The following is a 19,591-nucleotide window of genomic DNA, read 5'->3' as shown; positions in this document are numbered from 1 at the left end:
GCAGGTGCGGCCCTTGACCGTGTGAATCCGGATTCACTACGCTGCGGGCATGGCCACCATCGCCCGCCCCTCGCACGCCACGCACGAGGTCCACAACCAGGCCGCCCCGCTGCGGCCCGCGAACTTCTTCGCGCTCGACCTCGCGCTGCAGGAGGCGCTCGAGCGCGAGGGCGGCGGCTGGGCCTACGACCGCGTCCACGTCCTCGGCGAGCTCGTCGGCCGGCCCGAGACGCTCGCCCACAGCGAGCGGGCCGAGCGCAACGAGCCGATCCTCCGCACCCACGACCGCTACGGGCACCGCGTCGACGAGGTCGAGCTCGACCCGTCGTGGCACGCGCTGCTGCGCACCGCGATCGAGCACGGCCTCGCGAGCGTCCCGTGGCGCGAGGCGCGCGACGGCGCGCACGTCGCCCGTGCCGCCCTGTTCAGCACCTGGGGCCACGCCAACGGCGGCGTCCTGTGCCCGGTCTCGATGACCAACGCCATCGTCCCCGCGCTGCGGGCGGGTGCGCCCGAGCTCGCCGCCCGCTGGGAGGACCGGCTGACGCTCCCCGACTACGACGCGGGCGCGCTCGGCGGCATGGCGATGACCGAGAAGCAGGGCGGCTCCGACGTCCGCGCGAACACGACCGTCGCGGTGCCCACCGGCGACGGCACGTACGCGATCACCGGCCACAAGTGGTTCTGCTCCTACCCGCCGTGCGACGTCTTCCTCGTCCTCGCGCAGACCGACGCCGGCCTCTCCTGCTTCCTCGTCGACCGCGCCGAGGGCGGCATGGAGTTCCAGCGCCTGAAGGACAAGCTCGGCACCCGCTCGCTGCCCTCCAGCGAGGTCGAGTTCCGCGGCGCGGTCGGCCGCCTCGTCGGCGAGGAGGGCCGCGGCGTCAAGGCCATCATCACGATGGTCAACCACACCCGGCTCGACTGCCTGCTCGGCTCGACGACCTCGATGCGCCACGGCACCATGCAGGCGATCCACCACGCCCGCCACCGCGCCGCCTTCGGGGCGCAGCTCGTCGACCAGCCGCTGATGCGCAACGTGCTCGCCGACCTCGCGGTCGAGTCCGAGGCGGCGACCGCCGCCGCCCTGCGCGTCGCGCGCGCCTTCGACGACCCGCAGCAGGGCGCGTTCCGCCGGTTCGCCACCGCGGTCATGAAGTACCACGTCTGCAAGCGCGCCCCGCAGCACGCGGGGGAGGCGCTCGAGTGCCTCGGCGGCAACGGCTTCGTCGAGGAGTCGGGCCTGCCGCTGCTGTACCGCGACGCGCCGCTGCAGTCGATCTGGGAGGGATCGGGCAACGTCGCCGCGCTCGACGTCCTGCGCGCGCTCGTGAAGGAGCCCGAGGGCCTGCCCGCGTTCCTGGCCGAGTGCGAGCTCGCCCGCGGCGGCGACGCGCGCCTGGACGCGCACCTGGACCGCGTGCAGGCCGACCTCGCGACGCTGACCCCGCAGGACGCGGAGTTCCGGGCCCGCCGGATCGTCGAGGACCTCGGCTTCGCGCTGCAGGGCGCGCTGCTCGTGCGACACGCGCCGGCCGCGGTCGCCGACGCGTTCTGCGCCTCGCGGCTCAGCGCCGGCGGCGCCGGGCACGCCTACGGCACGCTGCCCGTCGGGGTCGACGCGGCCGCGATCGTCGACCGGGCCCTCCCGGCGTGAGCGTCGGCGACCTGCAGGCGCTCACCTACGCGGTCGACGGCCGCGTCGCGCGGATCACGCTCGACCGGCCCGAACGCGGCAACGGCATCACCCGCCGGCTCGTGCAGGAGCTCGAGCACTGCGTCGAGCAGGCCGACCTCGACCCGGCGGTGCACGTGCTGCTGCTGTCGGGCAACGGCAAGGGCTTCTGCGGCGGCTACGACCTGGTCGAGAGCGCCGAGGGCGCCGGCCGGCTCGGCGACTCGTTCGCCCCGCCGCCCGCGGGCAGCGCGATCGACCCGCAGGTGATGGCCGCCAACCACGATCCGTCCGGCACGTGGGACCCGATGGTCGACTACGCGATGATGGGCCGCAACGTCCGCGGGTTCATGAGCCTCTTCCACTGCTCCAAGCCCGTGGTCTGCAAGGTCCACGGCTTCTGCGTGGCCGGGGGCACCGACATGGCGCTGTGCTCCGACCTGCTGGTGATGGCCGCCGACGCGAAGATCGGCTACCCGCCCGCCCGGGTGTGGGGCTCGCCCACGACGGCGCTGTGGGCGCACCGGCTCGGCGCCCAGCGCGCCAAGCGGCTGCTGTTCACCGGCGACTCGCTCAGCGGCGAGGAGGCGCTCGAGTGGGGGATGGCGATCGAGGCGCCCGCCCCGGAGCAGCTCGACGAGCGCACCGAGATCCTCGTGCAGCGGATCGCGCGCAACCCCGTCAACCAGCTGCAGATGATGAAGCTGCTCGTCAACCAGGAGCTCTACAGCCAGGGCCTGCACTCCACGCAGGTGCTCGGCACGCTGCTGGACGGCATCACCCGCCACACGAAGGAGGGGTACGCCTTCCAGCAGCGGGCCGCGGAGGCCGGCTTCCGTCAGGCGGTCCTCGAGCGCGACGGGCCGTTCGGCGACGCGGGACCGTCGACCTTCAAGGGCTGAGGCGTGGTCGCGACGACCGGCACGACCCGTGAGCGGCTGATCGCCGCCGCGCAGGCGCTGCTGCAGGAGGGCGGCTACGGGACCGTGAGCGTCGCCGGGATCGGGGCCCGCGCCGGGGTGGCGGCCAGCGCGATGTACCGGCACTTCCCCTCGAAGGCGGAGCTGTTCGTCGAGGTCTTCCGCTCGGTCTGCGGGCGCGAGATCGCCGCGATGGAGCGGGCCGCCGAGGCGGTCGCGGCGACCGGGGCGCCCGGTGTCGCGCGGGTCGAGGAGACGCTCGCGGTGTTCGCGACCCGGGCGCTGGCCAACCCGCGGCTGGCGTGGGCGCTGCTGGCCGAGCCGGTCGACCCGCTCGTGGACGCCGAGCGGCTCGCCTACCGGCAGACCTACCGGGCGTTGCTCTCGGGCCTGCTGGCCGAGGCGGTCGCCGCCGGCGAGATCCCGGCGCAGGACCCGGACCTCACCGCCGCCGCGCTCGTGGGCGCCGTCGGCGAGGCGCTCGTCGGACCGCTCGCCCCCGCCGCGGAGGACCGGCCGGATCCGGCGGCGCTCGTCGCCGCGCTGCGGGTGTTCGCGCGCCGAGCCGTCGGATCCGCGACGGCGACCGCATGATCGGCGGGTCCGGCGGGTCCGGGCTGCCACTACCGCGGCATCGCCCCGTTCACCGTGCCGGAGACGCTCGCCGTCCGCGAGTTCGGGGCCTCGCACCCAGGTGCAGACGTTCGTCATCAACCGCGCGTACACCGACGTCGGGCGGTTCCTGCGGCAGTCGGGCTTCAGGATCCGGGCGACGAGGTCGGTGACACGACCCGGCTGCGCGCCGACGGCGTCCGCGTCGGGCTGCGCGGCGGCGTGCTGCGCGCGGCCCGCCTGCGGGTCCTCGACGGCGCCGGACGGACCGTCCTGCGCAGCGCGGTCACGTCGCTGCGCGCGAGCCGGACGGTCCGGCTGTCGCTCGTGCGCCGCCTGCGCGGCGGTGCGCGGTACACGGTCGTGCTCACGGCCACCGACGGCGCCGGTCGTCGCGTCGTGCGGCGCGCCGCGGTGCGCGTGACCCGCTGAGCGGCGCGCCTCAGACGGGCAGTGGCGCGGTCTCGGCCAGCAGCTTGCGCAGCTGGCCGGGCCGCAGGGGCTTGGACACGTAGTCGTCCATCCCGGCGGCCAGGCAGCGTGAGCGGTCGGACTCCAGGGCGTGCGCGGTCACGGCGATGATCCGGGGCCGACGCTCGGGCGGCAGCCGGCGGTGGATCTCCTGCGTAGCGCGCAGCCCGTCCATGACCGGCATCTGGATGTCCATCAGCACGACGTCGTAGGGCTGGCGCTGCACCGCCTCGACGGCGGCGAGCCCGTTCTCGACCACGTCGGGCTCGTAGCCGAGCTGCCCGAGCGACAGCACGAGCACCCGCTGGTTGACCGGGCTGTCCTCGGCGACGAGCACGCGCAGCGGGCGGTCGCCCGGCTCGACGGGCTGCCCGGGGGACCGGCGCGAGCGGGGCGAGGGCGGCTGCTCGGCCACCGGCGTCGCCTCCGCGGTCCCGGGGCCGAAGACGCCGACGCCGAGCGCGAAGGTGAAGCGGGTGCCCTCGCCCGCCGCGGACACCGCGGTGATGTCCCCGCCCATGAGCCGGGCGAGCCGGCGGGAGATCGCCAGCCCCAGGCCGGTCCCGCCGTGGCGGCGGCTGAGCGTCTGGTCGCCCTGGCGGAACGGCTCGAACAGCTGCGCCATGTGCTCGGGCGTGATGCCGGGCCCGGTGTCCTGGACCTGCAGGACGAGGATCGGTCCCTCGGGCCCGCGGCGCACGTCGGCCTCGACGACGACCTCGCCGCGCTCGGTGAACTTCACCGCGTTGCCGAGCAGGTTCAGGAGGATCTGGCGGATCCGGCGGTCGTCCGCCACGAGCCGATCGGGGACGCCGGGCTGCACGACGGCGTGCAGCCGCAGGCCCTTGGCGCGCGCGGGCCCGGCGACGAGGCCGAGGCACCGCTCGAGCGTCGAGCGCAGCGAGAACGGGACGGCCGCGAGCGTCATCTCGCCCGCCTCGAGCTTGGAGTAGTCCAGGACGTCGTCGATCAGGCCGAGCAGGTGCTCGCCGGAGGACCGGATCGTCTGCGTGAAGTCGCGCTGCTGCGGGTCGAGGTCGGTGTCGAGCAGCAGCGACGTGAACCCGATCACCGCGTTCATCGGCGTGCGGATCTCGTGGCTCATGTTCGCCAGGAACGCGGTGGTGGTGGCGTGGTCGGCCTCGGCCTGGTCGCGCTCGCGCTCGATCTGCGCGCGCTCCCGCGCGAGCCGCCGCTCGTCCTGGCGGCGGCCGGCGACGTCGGTGCCGCAGAACACGAGGTAGTCGGGACGGCCGGTCGCCGGGTCGATCACCGGGTCGCAGGTGAAGTCGAGCACCCGTCGTGTGCCGTCGGCGTGGAGGTAGGCGAGATCGCCCGCCATCCGCTCACCGGTGGCGGTGCGCTCGACGATCGCCCGGACGATCTCGCGCTGCTCGGCGGAGGGCCCCCACCAGGCGGCCTCCCAGAACGGCCGGTCGAGGCTCTCGGCGGCCGCCGGGCCGCCCGCGGCGAGTGCCGCGGGGTTGGCGTCGACGAGCGTCCCGTCGGCCAGCACGATGGCCTTGAACATGCGGCTGTCGCGGTACAGCGCGTCGAAGAGCCGGCGCTGCGGGTCGAGCGCCGGCGAACCCGGGGACCCGGGGGCGGGAACCTGATCGGTCCGGTGCTCATCACCCGGCACTCTAGAGCGTCGGACGCAGGGTCCGTACGCCATCCGTCCCTCGCGCGCCGGGCGCCCGGTCGGGCGCCCGGCTGGCGACGGGGCGGCGCTCAGGCGACGGCGCGACGCGCCGCCTCGCGATCTGCGACACGGGCCGCGCGGGCGAGGCCCGTCGCGAGCCAGCGCCGCGGCGGCGACGACGGTGGCCGTCCCCGCCGGGGGACGGCTCTGTCCTGCGGCTCGGGTCGCCCGCGGGATGCGGTGGCGTCGAGGTACTCCTTCTGCAGCAGCAGATGCACGGCGTGCTCCTTGGTGGTGGTGATCGGTGTGTGCCGACCGCCCGGAGAACGGTGGTGCTGCGTCACGCGTGAGGCGTGCGGAGGACCGGGTCCCTGGGCGGCGAGGCGCCCGCGGGACCCGGAGAGCTTCGACTCAGGACCGGGGCGCGGACGCGGCGCGATGCGTGACGCCGGAGAGGCGTCGGACATCGGGGCGGTTGTGCGTCCGGGACACGGTCATGAGATGAACCTCCCGCGAGTACGGGAGGTGCGACCCTAGCCGACGATCGGCGGCTTGTCGAGCGCCGGATCGGCGGGGGACGGCGGGATCACCGCGACGTCCGGGAGCACGATCTCGCGCTTGGGACGCGGCTTGGGGGCCGGCCGCTCCATGCGCCGGCGCACGTGCTTCTGCCAGAAGCCGACCGCGCCGACCCGCCAGGCGAGGTAGCCCGCCCGGCCGGGGATGATCGAGAAGTCCATGAACCACAGGTGCTGCAGCGCGCGCTTGGCGAGGTACCCGGTGCGGAGCACCATGCCCAGGCGCGGGTACTCCTTCTGCGGCTCGCTGCTCGCCCGCACATGGGTGAGCAGCCGGTCGAACAGCCAGCGCGGCGGGCGCACGATCGCCAGCAGGTAGAGCAGCAGGTTCCCGGCGCGCGGCGGGATCCACAGGTAGGAGGAGGAGATCTCCTCGAGGTCGATGCCCTCCTCCTCCATCGCGCGGGCCAGCTCCGTGTTGGGGATGACCTTCAGCGAGTAGATGAGCAGCGTGTACGGCCGCGGCATCTCGTAGAGCAGCTCGAGCGTGTCGACGACGTCCTGTCGCGTCTCGATCGGGTTGTCCATGATGATGTCGTAGGCCGGGGGGATGTGGTACCGCGGCGAGAACGACGCGATGACCTTCCCGGCGGCCAGGATCTTCGGCGGCGGCGAGGGGCGCTGGTAGAACTTCAGGATCCGCTCGGAGCCGGACTGCACGCCCATGCGGACGCGGTTCATTCCGGCCCAGGTGAGGATCTCGAACTTGTCCTGCTTGACGTAGTTCGGGATCACGCCGTAGACCGCGAACGGCAGGCCGACCTCGTCGTGCCAGAGCTCGGCGAACTCCTCGATCTGCCGGTAGGGGATGGCCATGAACGAGTCGTCCAGGAAGCTGACCTGGCTGAGGTGCGGGAAGCGGCGGCGGACCGCCTTGATCTCCTCGACGATGTACCGCGCGGAGGGGTGGCGGATCTTCTTGTAGGTGCGGTCGTTGGCGATGAACGCCGTGTTGCCGCAGTACGTGCAGTGGAACGGGCACCCGATCGACCACAGCGCCGTGTAGCTCAGGCCGTCGTTGGCGAGGTAGTCGTCGAGGGTCATGTCCTCGAAGCCGTGGCCGAGCCGGTAGATCTGCTCGCCGTCCGCGCCGTAGGAGGGGAACGGCAGCTCCTCCATCATCGCGCTGGTCATCAGCGGCAGGAAGCTGTTGCGGACGACCTCGCCGTCGCCGTCGCGGAACCAGAAGTTCTTCACGTCCGTCGGGCGCTCCCCGGCCTCGAGGCGGCGCAGCAGCTGCTCGAACGCGAACTCGCCCTCCCCGGTGCAGATCGCGTCGACCGGGGCGGTGATCGCGTCCTCGGGGTGGATGATCGGGTGGATGCCGCCCCAGATCAGGTAGGTGTCCGGCGCGGTCTCGCGCAGCCGCTCGATGATGCGGTGCGTGAGCTTCGCGTAGCCGGTCATCGAGCTGAAGCCGACGAGGTCCGCGCCGCGCAGGCCGGCGACGATCTCGTCGATCTGGCCGGACGTCAGGTCGCCCTGGTCGCCCATCGTGCCCTTGATCGCCCCGCGGACCGTGGCCCAGCGGCTCGTCGACACGTAGTACGTCGTGGTGTCCTCGTTGAGCTCGGCGGCGCGGGCCGCGAACTTGCGGAACCCGCAGGCCGTGATCCCGTCCTCCAGCGACACCAGCGCGATCTTCATCCCCACCCTGAATCCCTTCCCCAAGAGACGTCCGTTTCGCGCACAGTAGGGCGTGAAGGGGCGGCGCGCCAGCGTCCACTGCGATCATCCGGGACCCCGATGAGCCTCCGCGCCGACGCATCGCTTTCCCGTCTGACGACGCTCCGCCTGGGCGGGCCGGCCCGCCGGCTCGTCACGGTGACGACCGAGGAGGAGCTCGTCGAGGCGGTCGCGACCCCCGACCCGGAGGGCGGTCCGACGCTGCTGCTGGGGGGCGGCAGCAACGTCGTCGTCGCCGACGACGGCTACGACGGCACCGTCGTGCACGTCGCCACCCGGGGCGTGACGGTGCGCGACGCACCCGGCGCGGACGGGCTCGTGCACGTCGAGGTCGCGGCCGGTGAGCCGTGGGACGCGGTGGTGGCGCGGTGCGTCGCCGACGGCCTGGCGGGCGTCGAGTGCCTGGCGGGGATCCCGGGGGCGACCGGGGCCACGCCGATCCAGAACGTCGGCGCCTACGGGCAGGAGGTCGCGCAGACGATCGTCGCGGTCCGCGCGTACGACCGGGTCGAGCGCGCGGTGGTCGAGCTCGCCGCCGCCGACTGCGCGTTCTCCTACCGCCACAGCCGCTTCAAGGGGGACGACCGCTTCGCGATCCTCGCGGTGACGTTCGCGCTGCGCCGCGATCCGGACGGCGGGGCCGCCCGCTACGGGGAGCTCGCGCGCGCGCTCGGGGTCGAGGCGGGAGCGGCCGTGCCGCTGGCGGCCGCGCGCGAGGCGGTGCTCGGGTTGCGCGCGGGGAAGGGCATGGTGCTCGATCCGGCTGACCACGACACGTGGAGCGCCGGGTCGTTCTTCACGAACCCGATCCTCGAGCCGCAGGCGTTCGCGGCGCTCGTCGAGCGGGCCGGGGCGGACCTCGAGCCGCCGCGCTACCCGGAGGCGGACGGCCGCGTCAAGACGAGCGCCGCCTGGCTGATCGAGCGGGCCGGCTTCGCGAAGGGCTACGCGGGGCCGGCCGGGCTCGGGGGCCGGGTCGCGCTGTCGACGAAGCACACGCTCGCGCTGACCAACCGCGGCGGCGCGACCACCGCGGACCTGCTGACGCTCGCCCGCGACGTGCGGGACGGGGTGGAGGTCCGCTTCGGCGTGCGGCTCGTCCCCGAGCCGGTGCTCGTCGGCGTCACGCTCTGAGGCCCGCCGCCGGGACCTGGCCGGCCGCGGCAGACGCGACTACGATCGCGTCTCGTGAGCCGCGCACGCCCGACCCTGCTCCTCGCCGCCGTCCTCTTCGCGCTCGGCGGCGGCACCGCCCGGGCCCTGCCCGGCGACCCGCCCGTCACGCCGCTGTCGCCCGCGCCCGAGGCGACCGTGCCGACCGCGGCCGCGGGCATCCCCGTGTCGTACGCGTGCCCGCTCTACCGCACGCAGGACTTCGGCGACGGCAACCCGCGGCTGGCGGGGGAGACCGACTACGCGGTGCTCATGTCCGCCTCGCCGGCGCTCGACGCGGAGGGCCGCCTCGCGAACCCCGTCGCCCGCGTCACGGGCTCCTCGACCCCGCAGGACCCGAACACCTGCCGGGCGCTCCTGGGCAGCACCGCCGTCCCGGCGCCGCAGCTCACCCCCGGCACCTGGTACTGGCAGGTCTCCAGGCTGTGCGCGGGATGCGCACCGCCGTTCGAGACCGGGCCGGTGCAGCGCTTCCGGCTCGTCACCGAGGCGCGCCCGGCGCTCGCGCTCCCGGCGCGACGCTACGCGGGATTCCCCGTCATCGCGACCGTGCAGGCCGGGGCGGGGGTGCCGGCCGGGACGGTCGTCGACGTCGAGCGGCGCGCCGCCGGTCGGTGGGTCCGCGCCGGGCGGGGGACGGTCGCCGCGGGCCGCGCCCGGGTGACCACGACCCTTCCCCGCGGGAGCGTGCGCGCCCGGCTGACCGTCGGTGGACAGGTGCTCACGAGCGCGGAGCGGACCGTCGCGGTGCGTTCCGCGTCGGCTCCGCGGACGGCGGTCCGCGCGGGCCGCTGGTCCGGCGGCGGGGTGACGGGCCTGCGGGTCGTGGGACGGGAGATCCGCGACCTGCGCGTCGCCGTGAGCCTGCTGTGCCCGACCCCGGGCCTCGTGTCGGCCTTCACGACGCAGGCGGCGACGGCGCTGGTCCCGCGCGCGCGGATCGCCCCGGACGGGAGCTTCGTCGCCGTCGCGTCGCGGTCGGGCACCGCGACGCGCATCAGCGGCCGGCTCGTCGGCGGGACGCTGCGTGACGGGATCGCCGAGCTCTCCCAGGGCGTCTGCAGCGGCACGGCCCGGTTCACCGCCCGGCGTCGCTGATCCGCCCCGGAACGGGCGAGGCCCCCGGCGGGTGCCGGGGGCCTCGGGCCTGCAGTGCGGATGAGAGGACTCGAACCTCCACGGAGTTACCTCCACGGCGACCTGAACGCCGCGCGTCTACCAATTCCGCCACATCCGCAGGCGAGCGGCGACGATAGCGAAACCGCGCGCGCGACGACGTCCGACGTCACTCTCCAACCTCCGGCCGGGTGCCGCGTTCGGACAGGCGTACCCCACCCGAGGAGTCGCATGATGCGCAAGTCCCCGCTGATCCTGGCCGGCCTGGCCTCCCTGTCCCTGAGCGCCACGGCCGTCGCCGACAAGCCCGAGCACGCCGAGAAGCTCGACGTCAAGCCGGTCAAGACGGCGCCCGTCGGCCACGACCGCCCGGACGACGGCGACCGCGGCGACCGCGGCGAGAAGAAGGGGCATCGCACGCACTGGCACGCGTTCGACGTCCACGGCACGCTCGTGTCGCAGGCGCTGACGGTCAACCCGGACGGCACCGTCGACGGCACGGTCGTCGTGAAGACGAGCAAGAAGGTCCGGACCGCCAAGCGCGGCCCGAAGACCGTCGTGACGAAGGAGACGACCTTCACGCTCGACGACGCGAAGCTCTCCGTGAAGACCGACGACCGCACCGGTGACCAGAAGGTCGACCTCGCCGACGTGCGCGCCGGCGACCGCGTGAAGCTCGAGGGCCGCGTCGAGCACCGCCACGGCCGCAAGGACGCGTCGACCGACGCCCCGAAGGTCGAGCTGCGTCGCGTGAAGTTCGACGACCCGAAGCCGGCGAAGCCCGCTCCCGCCCCGGCGCCGACCCCCGCCCCGACCCCGACCCCCGGGTCGTAGGGCGCCGCGGTCCCCGACCGCGCCCCGAGAGCCCGACGGCGCGGTGCGCCGGGCGTGTCCCACCGCCCGCACCGCGCCGTCGCGCGTCTCTTGCTACTCTGCCGTTCCCCGCGCCGCTATCGTCTAGGGGACTAGGACGCCGCCCTCTCACGGCGGAAACCGGGGTTCGAATCCCCGTAGCGGTACCTCAGAAAGCCCCGGAACACCGGGGCTTTCGTCGTTCTCGGGGAGGCTGCTGCCGGGTGCACGGCAGTCGCCCGCGGCTCGCCGCTCGCGGCGGCATCACACGTCGTCCAGGACCACGCGCAGGCGCACCGGGCCCGCCTGCGACAGCGCGACCCAGGAGATCGACCGCCGGACCGCGGCGCTCCAGGCGCGCACGTGTCCCGCCCAGGTCAGGCGCATCCCGCGCGACCCTGTCGTGGCCCGGAGGCGGGCCCTGCCCGCGCTACGGCGCGACGCGGCGCAGGACGGTCCGCCGGGCCGCCGCCCGCATGCCGACCTGGCGGGCGCACCATCGCAGCGCCGGGGCGAAGTGCATCGAGGCCTCGCACCTCGGTCCCGTCGGTGGCAGACTGCCCGCCGTGCGCCGTCTCCCACTCGTCCCGGTCCTGTTCCTCGTCGGCCTCGGCGCCCCCGGCGTCGCCTCGGCCGGCACGTTCTGCGTCAAGCCCGCCACCGGCTGTGCGGCCGTCGACACGTTCGAGCAGACCGAGCTGCAGAACGCGCTCGACACGGCCGCCAGCGACGGGGAGGCCAGCACCATCCGGCTGGGAGCCGCCACCTACACCAACACGTCCGCCGTTCCGTTCTCGGTCAAGGACGTCAACAACACGGACCCGACGACGGTCGTCGGGGCCGGTCGCGGCCAGACGGTCCTGACGACGAGCAACGCCGCCGACGTCCTGCGGACCGACGTGGCGACCGGGATCACCACGATCCGCGACCTGACCGTCCGCGCGACCCCCGGGGCGATGCACCGTGGCATCGTCGGACCGACCTCCGGAGCCGCCCGCGGGCTGACGCTCGAGCGCGTCGACGTCCTCAACCCCGACCAGCCCGCCGGCGTCGGTGCCGACAACGTCGTCTCGGGCGCGACCTTCCAGTGGATCGGGGGGACGAGCGTCGCCGGCGCGAGCGGTATCGGGTTGCGCCTGACCGGCGGCAACATCAGCCTCGTCCGCGACGTCGCGATCGACGCGGGGATCGGCGTGGCCACCGGCTTCTCCGCCCTGCCGGTCCTGCTCGACCGGCTCCGGATCACGGCCCGGACCACCGGGGTGGTCATCACCCGGGCCGCGACCGTCCGGGACAGCGTCGTGCGGATCGACGCCCCCGCCGCCTCCCTGAGCGGCATCGACGTGCAGAGCGGCGACAGCGGCTACACCGCGAACATCCTCAACACGACGCTCATCGGCCCCCCGGACGGCAGCGCCGCGGCCAACCTCCGTGGGGTCGGCGTCCGCGCAGCGGTGAACAACACCGACACGACACAGGTCTTCCTCGAGCGCTCGATCATCAGCGGCTTCGGACTCTCGATCCGCCGCGAGCAGAGCAACGCCGGCGGGTCCATGTCCGTGACCACCCGGCGCTCCGCCTACGACAGCAGCCCCGCGAAGGTCACCAGCGGCGGCGGCGGCAGCCTCGTCCAGGACGCGCTCGCGCCGAGCTTCGGCTTCGTCTCCGACAGCGACCCGCGGCTCCGGTTCGACTCGCCGCTGATCGACGTCGGCGAGCCGCCCGCCTTCGTCGCCTCGCCCGGCGAGCTCGACCTCGGCGGCGACCCGCGCGAGGTCGGGCCGGCCGCCGACGTCGGCGCGTTCGAGTACCAGCGTCGCGCCCCGGCGGTGGCCGCGACCGTCCCGGCCACGGCCACCGGCGGCCAGGTCGTCACGCTCACCGCGACCGGGACCGATCCCGACGCCGGTGACGCGCTCACCTACACGTGGGATTTCGGCGACGGCACCGGCGGCGCCGGGCCGAGCGTGAGCCACAGCTACGCACCAGGGCAGCGGACGTGGAAGGTCGTCGTCACCGACCCGACCGGCCAGACGGCGACGGCCACCGGCACGATCGACGTCGCCGCAGCGCCGGCACCGCCGGTCGTCGTCACCCCGCCGCCGGTCGTGACCCCGCCGACCACGGCGCCGCGCGCGCCGCGCCTGACCCGCGCGTCTCTCTCCCGGCGCCGCTTCCGCGCCACGCAGGCGGGCCTCGTGCTGCGGTTCACGCTCGACCGGCGGGCGCGCGTCGCGTTCGTGCTGCAGCGACGCCGCGGGACCCGCTTCCGGACCGTCGGGTCCCTGCCGACGACGAAGACGCTGCCGGCCGGGAGCCGTCGCCGGGCGTTCACCCCGAGGCTCAAGGGGCGTCGGCTGGTCCCGGGGAGCTACCGCCTCGTCCTCACCGCGATCGCGGACGGCAAGCGGTCCACGCCGGTGCGGCTGACCTTCGTCGTGCGGCGCTGACGGCGGCTCCGCCGAGCGCCGCGGAGCAACGCCCGGCGCTCAGCCGCCCGACGTCTCGAGGAACGTCGCGCGCAGCTGCGTCGCCTCGTCGGCGAGGGCGTAGCGGTGCGTCGGGCCCGTGTAGATCGCGGGCTCCAGGCCGCCGTCGGCGTAGGCGGTCGCCGGATCGGGCATGTCGACCACCGCGGCTCCCCGGTACAGGGTCGGCAGCGGCAGGTCGGCGCCGTCGTAGGGGCCGCCGATCCAGGCGACGTCGAGGTAGCCGTCCTGCGCCATGCCGCCCAGCGTACGGGGCCGGGCGGCGTGGCGGGACGGCAGCGGGTGGGTCAGGACGCGGCGCCGCGCTCGGCGGCCAGCAGCGCGCGGAGCTGCTCGACGTCCATCTCGATCGTCTCGCCGTGGCCCTCCACGACGAGCGCGTCCTGCGGCTCGGGCTCGGCGTCCGTGGCCGGGCCGAGGGAGGCGGCGGGCTGCGGCGCGGCGTCGGGCGCCTCGACGGCGGCCGGGGCGGAGTGCACGAGCGCGATGCGCGGGCGACCGGCCGGGAGCGCGGGCGCGGGCTGCGCGACCTTGCCGGGGGCGGCGATGTGGGTCTGCACCTCGATCGTCGTGCCCTCGGGCCCGAACTCCAGCGAGAAGCGGCCGCGCAGGCGGGGGCCCATCGAGCCGGCGATCACCATGACGAGGCCGACGACCAGCAGCGGCACCGAGAGCGCCGAGTCGGTGCCGAGCTGCAGCGCCACCAGCAGCAGGACGGCGCCCGCGAGCGCGACCCGCAGGCCGCGACGCTCGGCGAGGCCGCGCCACGCGGCGCGCGTGCCGCGCTCGATGCCCTGGCCGGCCTTGCGCGCGGCCTTCTCCGCGCCGTGACCGGCCTTGCGGGCGGCGCGTTCACCGAGCGACGGGCCGGTGGGCTTCGGCGGCGCGGGCGGGGGCGTCGTGGCCGCGGGCGGCTCGGTCGACGTCGCGGACGCGGTGGTCTCGGCCGGGGCCGGATCAGGCGTCGGCGATGGCGTAACCGATGTCGCTTCCGGGGTCGGGGCAGGCGTCGTGGCCGGAGCGTCGGACGTTGGGGTGGTCGTCGGGGTTTCGCTCATGGACCGGTATTTCCCCGCAACCGGCCAATTCCTACCCCAACTGCGACAATCGGCGCGCAAGCGCGCCAGGGCGCCCGATCAGCGGTTGACCTTCTCGCAGTTGACGGTGCGGTCGTCGCCGCTCACGGTGGCGATGTCGGATCCGGGGCCGCAGTCGATGACGTCGGTGCCGAAGCCCCCGTTGATGCGGTCGTTCCCCTCGCCGCCGAAGAGCGTGTCGTTCCCGCGGCCGCCCTCGAGCACGTCGTTCCCGGGGCCACCGTCCATCCGGTCGTCGCCGAAGCGGCCGAACAGCTCGTCGTCGCCCTCGCCGCCGAACAGCTGGTCGCTGCCGCCCGCGCCCTCGACGTAGTCGTTGCCGCCGCGACCGAAGCAGGTGTCCGCGCCGTCGGTGCCGATGACCGTCTCCGCCGCGCCCGTGCCGCCCGCCGCGCAGGAGCGCACCGGCTGGGTCTCCTCCTTGCGCAGCGTCTCGCAGTTGCGGTAGCGGGTGCGCCGCTCGCTGTTGAGGTTGAAGTAGGCGACGTCGTCGCCCGGCCCGCAGTCGACGGTGTCCGGGGCGCTGCCGCCATAGATCACGTCGTCGCCGGGACCGCCGAAGATCGTGTCCCCGGCCCGGCCGCCGCGGATCACGTCGTCGCCCTCGCCGCCGTAGATCGTGTCGTGGCCGTCGCCGCCCTCGACCGTGTCGTTGCCGGGACCGGCGACGATCTTGTCGTCGCCCTGGCCGCCGTCGATCTGATCCTCGCCGGGGCCGCCGTCGACGTCGTCGTTGCCCGTGCCGCCGTTCAGCCGGTCGTCGCCCGCGAGGCCGCGCAGGCGGTCGTTGCCGCCGTTGCCCGACAGGCGGTCCTCCGCGCCGGTGCCGCCGAGGCGGTCGGGTCCGCGGCCGCCGTCGACGGACTTGGCGACGGCGACGGAGGCGCCGAGCAGCAGGACCACGGCGAGCAGCAGGGTGGAGATGCGGACCATCGGAGCAGTCTGGCAGGACGCACCGCCTCGCGGGGAACTAGGACACGCGGCGCGTGCGGCTCCCCAGCCGCGTCACCGTGCCGTCGGACTGCAGCAGCTCCAGCCCGATCGTCAGGCGGCCGCGCAGGCGCAGCGCCGCACCGAACGCGCAGCGCCCGTCGACCGCGACCGTGCGGCGCGCGACGCGGCGCCCGGAGCGCGTCACGGTCACCCGGACGCGCGCGGCGCGGCAGGTCGTCCCGGTCACGGTGCCGCGCAGCCGCAGCGTGCCGCGGACCCCGCGGGCGCTGACCGTCGCGAGCCGCGCCCGCCCGCTCCCGGTGCCCGCCGCCCCGGACTGCGACGCGGGCCCACCGGCCGCGGCGACACCGGACGCCGTGGTGGTCGTCGCCGTCGCGGACCCGGCCGGGGGGACCCGGCGGGCGTCGACCCCGCGGGCGTCGACCCGGCCGACGCGCCGGAGACCGACGGCGACGCGGCCGTGCCCTCGGAGCCGCGGGCGGCGACCGTCACGACCCGCTCGGCGACGACGACCATCCCGTCGCTGTCGCTGGCGCGCGCCCGCACCGCCTGGTCACCGGCCGCCGTGGGGATCCACGGCGCGCTCAGGCCCGTGGCGTCGTCGAACGCGCCGTCGCCGTCGAGGTCCCAGGCCACCGCGGCGATGCCGCCGCCCGGGGTCGGATCGCTCGCGCTCACGCGGACCGTCGTGGCCCGCCCCGCGACCGCCCCGGCTACCGCGTCGACCGTCGCCTTCGGCGGCGCGCCGGCCGCGGTCGCCAGGAAGCCCTGGATCGCGGCCGCCCCGACCTCCGTGTAGACCCCGTACTTCTGTGGCGCCGCGCAGCCGTCGCCGAACGACACGATCCCGGCGAGCTTCAGCGCCCCGCTCGAGCGCGTCATCAGCGGCCCGCCGGAGTCCCCCTGGCAGGAGTCCTTCCCGCCCTCGGGCAGGCCCGCGCACAGCATCACGTCGACCACGAGGCTGCCCGCGTAGGAGTTCGCGTCGTTGCAGTCCGCGTCGCTCACCACCGGCACCTCGACCTCGAGCAGGCGCGCGGACGCCTGTCCGCCGTCGGTCGTGCGGCCCCAGCCGATGACCACCGCGGGACGGCCGGTCGCGTAGGACGCCGCGTCGACCGCGGGGTCGACGACGCTCAGCGGCTGCTGGGTCGCCGGCTGTGGCAGCGTGATCACCGCGGCGTCGTTGGCCGACGTGCGCGGGTCGTAGTCCGGATGCAGCTGGACGGCGGACGCGACCTGCCGGTCGCCCTGGCCGGCGAGGTCGGAGCCCAGCGACACCGTCACGCGCTCCGGCGCGATCGCGACCGGGCGGGGCACGACGAGCGGCAGCGCGTAGTTCGCCGCGTCGAGGCAGTGGGCGGCGGTCGCGACCTTCGTGCGCGAGATGAGGGTGCCACCGCACGACAGGGATGCCGCGCCGAGGTCGATCCGCAGGTGCGCCTGTGCCGGGTAGGCGCCCGGCGCGGTCGGCCCGCCGCCGACGATCCGCTTCTGGGCGTCCGCCGCGGCGGGCAGGAGCAGCAGGGGCAGCGTCGCGAGGAGCGCGATCCGGGCGAGGGGCATGCAGGCGGGAACGACCGCCGGCCCCGGAACTGGCGGCGATCGTCGCGGATCCGGTCGATCAGTGCACGGGGACGCGCACGACCCCGGGACCGCGGCGGGCGCCCTGCAGCGGCACCAGCGCCCGCGAGCCGTCGGACAGGCGCACGAGCAGCCCCGTCGGGCACGCCGCCCGGTCGGCGATCTGCACCGCCTCCACGCGCCCGACCGGACGGCCGTCGAGGCCCTCCACGCGCGTGCCGACCCAGCTGGGGATCTCGCCGACGCTGCTCATGGACGGGGAGTTCGCGGCGCGTCGGCGTCCCCCTGCGACCGGGCGGGACCGTGCAGGACGCCCGCTACCCTGGAAGGGTGCTCCGTCGTCCCGGACCACCCGCGCTCGGCGCCCTCATGTGCCTCGTCGGCCTCGCCGTCACGGGCGCGATCGCGCTGCTCTCACCGCGCGCCCAGTTCCGCGACAGCGCCACGCTGCAGGGGTTCGTCGGGCTCAACCAGCCCGAGGTCACGCCGATCATCGACCGCATCGCGCACCTCGCCGACCCCGACGCCTACGGCCTCATCGGCTTCTCGCTCGCGCTCGTCGCGCTCGCCCGCGGTCGCGTGCGGCTCGCCGCGCTGATCCCCGTCGTCCTGGTCTGCGCGGGCGCGACCACCACGCTGCTCAAGCCGCTGCTGGCGACCGAGCGCTACGAGGACTGGCTCGGCAACGGGCAGATCGCCGCCGCCTCCTGGCCCAGCGGGCACGCCAGCGCGTCGATGACGCTCGGCCTGCTCGCCGTGCTCGCGATGCCGCCGCGCCTGCGGCCCACCGCCGCGGCCGCGGGCGGGGCGTTCGCGATCTGCGTCAGCTACTCGATCCTCGCGCTCGGCTGGCACTTCCCGTCCGACGTGATCGGCGGCTTCCTCAACGCCGCGATGTGGGTGCTCCTCGCGGTCACCGCACTCGCCCTCGCCGAGCAGCGCCGACCCGAGCGCCGCCCCCGCTGGGCGCTCGTCCGCGACGGGCAGGCGCGGCCGATCGACGCCGTCGGGCCGATCGCGCTCGGCGCCGGCGCGGCCGCAATGGTCGGGGCCGTGGCGTTCAGCCGACCCGGCAAGGTCGCCGAGTACACGCTCACGCGCCCGACGTGGACGGCCGGGGCGATCGCGATCGCCGGGCTCGCCGCGCTGCTCGCCGCCGCGCTCGCACGCACGCTCGGCGGACCGGTCGCCGACGCTCAGGACCAGGCGGCCGCGAGCACCACGTAGGTCGCCAGCTCGACGACCTTGTTGACCGCGCCGAAGCTGTCGCCGGTCACGCCCCCGAACTGCCGGGCCAGCACGAGCCCGCCGCCGAACGTCAGCACTACCGCGACGCCGACCGCCAGCAGTCCCGGCCCGACCCCGGCGCACAGCACCGCGACCGCCACCGCGAAGACCGACGTGACCGCCAGGCCCACCGGCGTCGCGCGCACGAGCGTCCCGGATCCACCCGCGCGCGCGGGCGCCGCGAGCAGCGAGTGGGGGAGGACCGACCAGCGGCCCAGCACGTGCGCGGTCAGCGCGGCCAGCAGCACGTCCTCGCCGGACAGGCCGACCAGGACGCTGAACGGCAGCAGCACCATGAACACCAGGGCCAGGCCCCCGTAGGTGCCGACCCGCGAGTCCTTCAGGATCTCCAGGCGCCGCTCGCGCGTGACGTGCGCGCCGTAGGCGTCGGACACGTCGGCGAGCCCGTCCTCGTGGAAGCCGCCGGTGATCACGATCGCGGCGAACAGCGCCAGCAACGTCGCCGGGGCCGGATCGACCGCGAGGTCGGCGAGCAGCCGGGTGCCGCCGAGCACGCCGCCGACGAGCAGCCCGACCGCCGGGAACCACATCGCCGCCCGGCTCAGCCCGGCGGCGTCGAGCGTCCGGCCGTCGGAGACCGGGATGCGCGTGAGGAACGCGACCGCGGTCCGCGCGTCGGCGAGCGGCCCGCTCACCGGTAGCGGCCGGGCTCCCAGAGGGGCTCGGCGTCGCCGTTGGCGCCGCGCGCGAGGATGAACAGCAGGTCGGAGAGCCGGTTGAGGTAGCGCACGACCTCCGGGTTGGCGTCCGTCACCAGGATCGAGCGGCGCTCGGCGCGGCGGCAGACCGTGCGGCACACGTGCAGGTGCGCGGCGGCCGCGGTGCCGCCCGGCAGGATGAAGCTCTTGAGCGGGGCGAGCGTCGCGTTGACCTCGTCGCAGATCGACTCGAGCCACGCCACCTGCTCAGGGCGCACGCGCAGCCGCTCGCGCGCGGGCGCCTCCCCGTCGGCGGCCGGCTCCGGCTCCGGGACCGACAGGTCGGCACCGAGGTCGAAGAGGTCGTTCTGGACGCGCTGCAGCCAGGCGACGTACCGCTCCGGCAGCCCGTCGACCGTGATCGTCACGCCGATCTGCGAGTTCAGCTCGTCGATGTCGCCGTACGCCTCGATCCGCGGATGCGTCTTCGGCACGCGGCTCATGTCCCCGAGGTGCGTCTCGCCCCCGTCGCCGAGCTTCGTGTAGATGCGGGTGAGGTTGACGGTCATGGCCGCAACGATGTCAGATGCGTCGCGCGCGTAGACTTCCCCGCGTTCAAGGTCGGTGGTGAAGGGAAGTCCGGTGCGAATCCGGCGCGGACCCGCCACTGTGACCGGGGACGCCCCCCGCACGACGCCACCGGGTCATCGACCACGGGAAGGCGCGGAGGGGTAGGCCCGGGAGCCAGGAGACCTGCCTCCGACCACCAGCACACGACCCTCGTGGAAAGGGGTTG

At 75.1% G+C, this 19,591-nt stretch carries 20 protein-coding genes, 2 tRNA genes and 1 riboswitch; of the genes, 10 read left to right on the top strand and 12 right to left on the bottom strand.

Annotated features, from left to right (window positions below):
* The first annotated feature begins 49 nt into the window (after positions 1 to 49).
* From GKE82_RS04600 to GKE82_RS04585, 4 genes are read left to right on the top strand one after another with little or no spacing between them, the layout of a single operon-like run.
* Positions 50 to 1,657 carry an acyl-CoA dehydrogenase family protein gene (locus GKE82_RS04600; protein WP_107570575.1) on the top strand — a complete coding sequence of 536 codons (1,608 nt, stop codon included), beginning with the start codon at positions 50 to 52 and terminating at the stop codon, positions 1,655 to 1,657.
* Positions 1,654 to 2,577, top strand: a complete 924-nt coding sequence (locus GKE82_RS04595) for a crotonase/enoyl-CoA hydratase family protein (RefSeq protein ID WP_309233412.1) — start codon at positions 1,654 to 1,656, stop codon at positions 2,575 to 2,577. The genes GKE82_RS04600 and GKE82_RS04595 overlap by 4 nt, the downstream gene beginning before the upstream one ends.
* A gap of 3 nt (positions 2,578 to 2,580) precedes the next feature.
* Positions 2,581 to 3,189: a TetR/AcrR family transcriptional regulator gene (locus GKE82_RS04590; RefSeq protein WP_107570573.1), complete on the top strand. Its 609-nt coding sequence runs from the start codon at positions 2,581 to 2,583 to the stop codon at positions 3,187 to 3,189.
* A gap of 54 nt (positions 3,190 to 3,243) precedes the next feature.
* Entirely contained in the window at positions 3,244 to 3,639 is a 396-nt protein-coding gene (locus tag GKE82_RS04585) for a hypothetical protein (protein ID WP_154732465.1), read from the top strand.
* Positions 3,640 to 3,649: 10 nt separating this feature from the next.
* On the opposite strand, the gene GKE82_RS04580 is transcribed toward GKE82_RS04585, so the two are convergent.
* Both GKE82_RS04580 and GKE82_RS04575 read right to left on the bottom strand, forming a co-directional pair.
* On the bottom strand, positions 3,650 to 5,209 hold the full coding sequence (locus GKE82_RS04580) for an ATP-binding protein (RefSeq protein ID WP_196189056.1): 1,560 nt from the start codon (positions 5,207 to 5,209) through the stop codon (positions 3,650 to 3,652).
* 644 nt (positions 5,210 to 5,853) lie between these two features.
* Positions 5,854 to 7,545, bottom strand: coding sequence for a B12-binding domain-containing radical SAM protein (locus GKE82_RS04575; protein WP_154732463.1), 1,692 nt, complete (start codon positions 7,543 to 7,545; stop codon positions 5,854 to 5,856).
* Between the two features lie 99 nt (positions 7,546 to 7,644).
* On the opposite strand from GKE82_RS04575, the gene GKE82_RS04570 reads away from it, so the two are divergent.
* On the top strand, positions 7,645 to 8,718 hold the full coding sequence (locus GKE82_RS04570) for a UDP-N-acetylmuramate dehydrogenase (RefSeq protein ID WP_154732462.1): 1,074 nt from the start codon (positions 7,645 to 7,647) through the stop codon (positions 8,716 to 8,718).
* A 54-nt stretch (positions 8,719 to 8,772) separates the two neighbouring features.
* Complete coding sequence (locus GKE82_RS04565) at positions 8,773 to 9,855, top strand: hypothetical protein (protein ID WP_154732461.1); 1,083 nt, start codon at positions 8,773 to 8,775, stop codon at positions 9,853 to 9,855.
* A 55-nt stretch (positions 9,856 to 9,910) separates the two neighbouring features.
* Here the strand turns inward: GKE82_RS04565 and GKE82_RS04560 are convergent.
* A tRNA-Leu gene (locus GKE82_RS04560) sits at positions 9,911 to 9,994 on the bottom strand.
* A gap of 113 nt (positions 9,995 to 10,107) precedes the next feature.
* Here GKE82_RS04560 and GKE82_RS04555 point away from each other — a divergent pair.
* Positions 10,108 to 10,707, top strand: a complete 600-nt coding sequence (locus GKE82_RS04555) for a hypothetical protein (protein ID WP_154732460.1) — start codon at positions 10,108 to 10,110, stop codon at positions 10,705 to 10,707.
* A 112-nt stretch (positions 10,708 to 10,819) separates the two neighbouring features.
* A tRNA-Glu gene (locus GKE82_RS04550) sits at positions 10,820 to 10,892 on the top strand.
* Between the two features lie 97 nt (positions 10,893 to 10,989).
* Here GKE82_RS04550 and GKE82_RS29740 read toward each other — a convergent pair.
* The gene (locus GKE82_RS29740) at positions 10,990 to 11,112 is read right to left on the bottom strand and encodes a hypothetical protein (RefSeq protein WP_255450661.1); all 123 of its coding nucleotides are present in this window, start codon (positions 11,110 to 11,112) and stop codon (positions 10,990 to 10,992) included.
* A gap of 179 nt (positions 11,113 to 11,291) precedes the next feature.
* Between GKE82_RS29740 and GKE82_RS30555 the strand changes: the two genes are divergently transcribed.
* Positions 11,292 to 13,175 (top strand): PKD domain-containing protein, encoded by a 1,884-nt coding sequence (locus GKE82_RS30555; protein WP_309233410.1) that lies wholly within the window; start codon positions 11,292 to 11,294, stop codon positions 13,173 to 13,175.
* A gap of 39 nt (positions 13,176 to 13,214) precedes the next feature.
* Here GKE82_RS30555 and GKE82_RS04540 read toward each other — a convergent pair whose 3' ends face one another.
* The 6 genes from GKE82_RS04540 to GKE82_RS04515 all read right to left on the bottom strand — a co-directional run bounded on the left by GKE82_RS04540 (position 13,215) and on the right by GKE82_RS04515 (position 17,102).
* Positions 13,215 to 13,451 (bottom strand): hypothetical protein, encoded by a 237-nt coding sequence (locus tag GKE82_RS04540; protein ID WP_107570556.1) that lies wholly within the window; start codon positions 13,449 to 13,451, stop codon positions 13,215 to 13,217.
* Positions 13,452 to 13,501: 50 nt separating this feature from the next.
* Entirely contained in the window at positions 13,502 to 14,272 is a 771-nt protein-coding gene (locus GKE82_RS04535) for a hypothetical protein (protein WP_107570555.1), read from the bottom strand.
* Between the two features lie 78 nt (positions 14,273 to 14,350).
* Positions 14,351 to 15,244 (bottom strand): calcium-binding protein, encoded by an 894-nt coding sequence (locus GKE82_RS04530; protein WP_154732459.1) that lies wholly within the window; start codon positions 15,242 to 15,244, stop codon positions 14,351 to 14,353.
* 37 nt (positions 15,245 to 15,281) lie between these two features.
* Positions 15,282 to 15,491: a hypothetical protein gene (locus GKE82_RS04525; RefSeq protein WP_154732458.1), complete on the bottom strand. Its 210-nt coding sequence runs from the start codon at positions 15,489 to 15,491 to the stop codon at positions 15,282 to 15,284.
* Positions 15,488 to 16,831 (bottom strand): serine protease, encoded by a 1,344-nt coding sequence (locus tag GKE82_RS04520; RefSeq protein ID WP_154732457.1) that lies wholly within the window; start codon positions 16,829 to 16,831, stop codon positions 15,488 to 15,490. The genes GKE82_RS04525 and GKE82_RS04520 overlap by 4 nt, the downstream gene beginning before the upstream one ends.
* A gap of 58 nt (positions 16,832 to 16,889) precedes the next feature.
* Entirely contained in the window at positions 16,890 to 17,102 is a 213-nt protein-coding gene (locus GKE82_RS04515; RefSeq protein ID WP_107570552.1) for a hypothetical protein, read from the bottom strand.
* Positions 17,103 to 17,179: 77 nt separating this feature from the next.
* Between GKE82_RS04515 and GKE82_RS29735 the strand changes: the two genes are divergently transcribed.
* On the top strand, positions 17,180 to 18,076 hold the full coding sequence (locus tag GKE82_RS29735) for a phosphatase PAP2 family protein (RefSeq protein WP_154732456.1): 897 nt from the start codon (positions 17,180 to 17,182) through the stop codon (positions 18,074 to 18,076).
* Here GKE82_RS29735 and cobS read toward each other — a convergent pair.
* The gene (gene cobS, locus GKE82_RS04505) at positions 18,046 to 18,792 is read right to left on the bottom strand and encodes an adenosylcobinamide-GDP ribazoletransferase (protein ID WP_196189055.1); all 747 of its coding nucleotides are present in this window, start codon (positions 18,790 to 18,792) and stop codon (positions 18,046 to 18,048) included. The genes GKE82_RS29735 and cobS overlap by 31 nt on opposite strands.
* On the bottom strand, positions 18,789 to 19,364 hold the full coding sequence (locus GKE82_RS04500) for a cob(I)yrinic acid a,c-diamide adenosyltransferase (protein WP_154732454.1): 576 nt from the start codon (positions 19,362 to 19,364) through the stop codon (positions 18,789 to 18,791). Before GKE82_RS04500 ends, cobS begins: the two co-directional genes overlap by 4 nt.
* Before the next feature lie 32 nt (positions 19,365 to 19,396).
* Positions 19,397 to 19,571: riboswitch (cobalamin riboswitch) on the top strand.
* Positions 19,572 to 19,591: the final 20 nt, after the last annotated feature.

It is taken from the genome of Conexibacter sp. W3-3-2, from assembly GCF_009707605.1.
GTDB lineage: Bacteria > Actinomycetota > Thermoleophilia > Solirubrobacterales > Solirubrobacteraceae > Paraconexibacter > Paraconexibacter algicola.
This window is presented reverse-complemented; position numbering and strand designations above follow the sequence as displayed.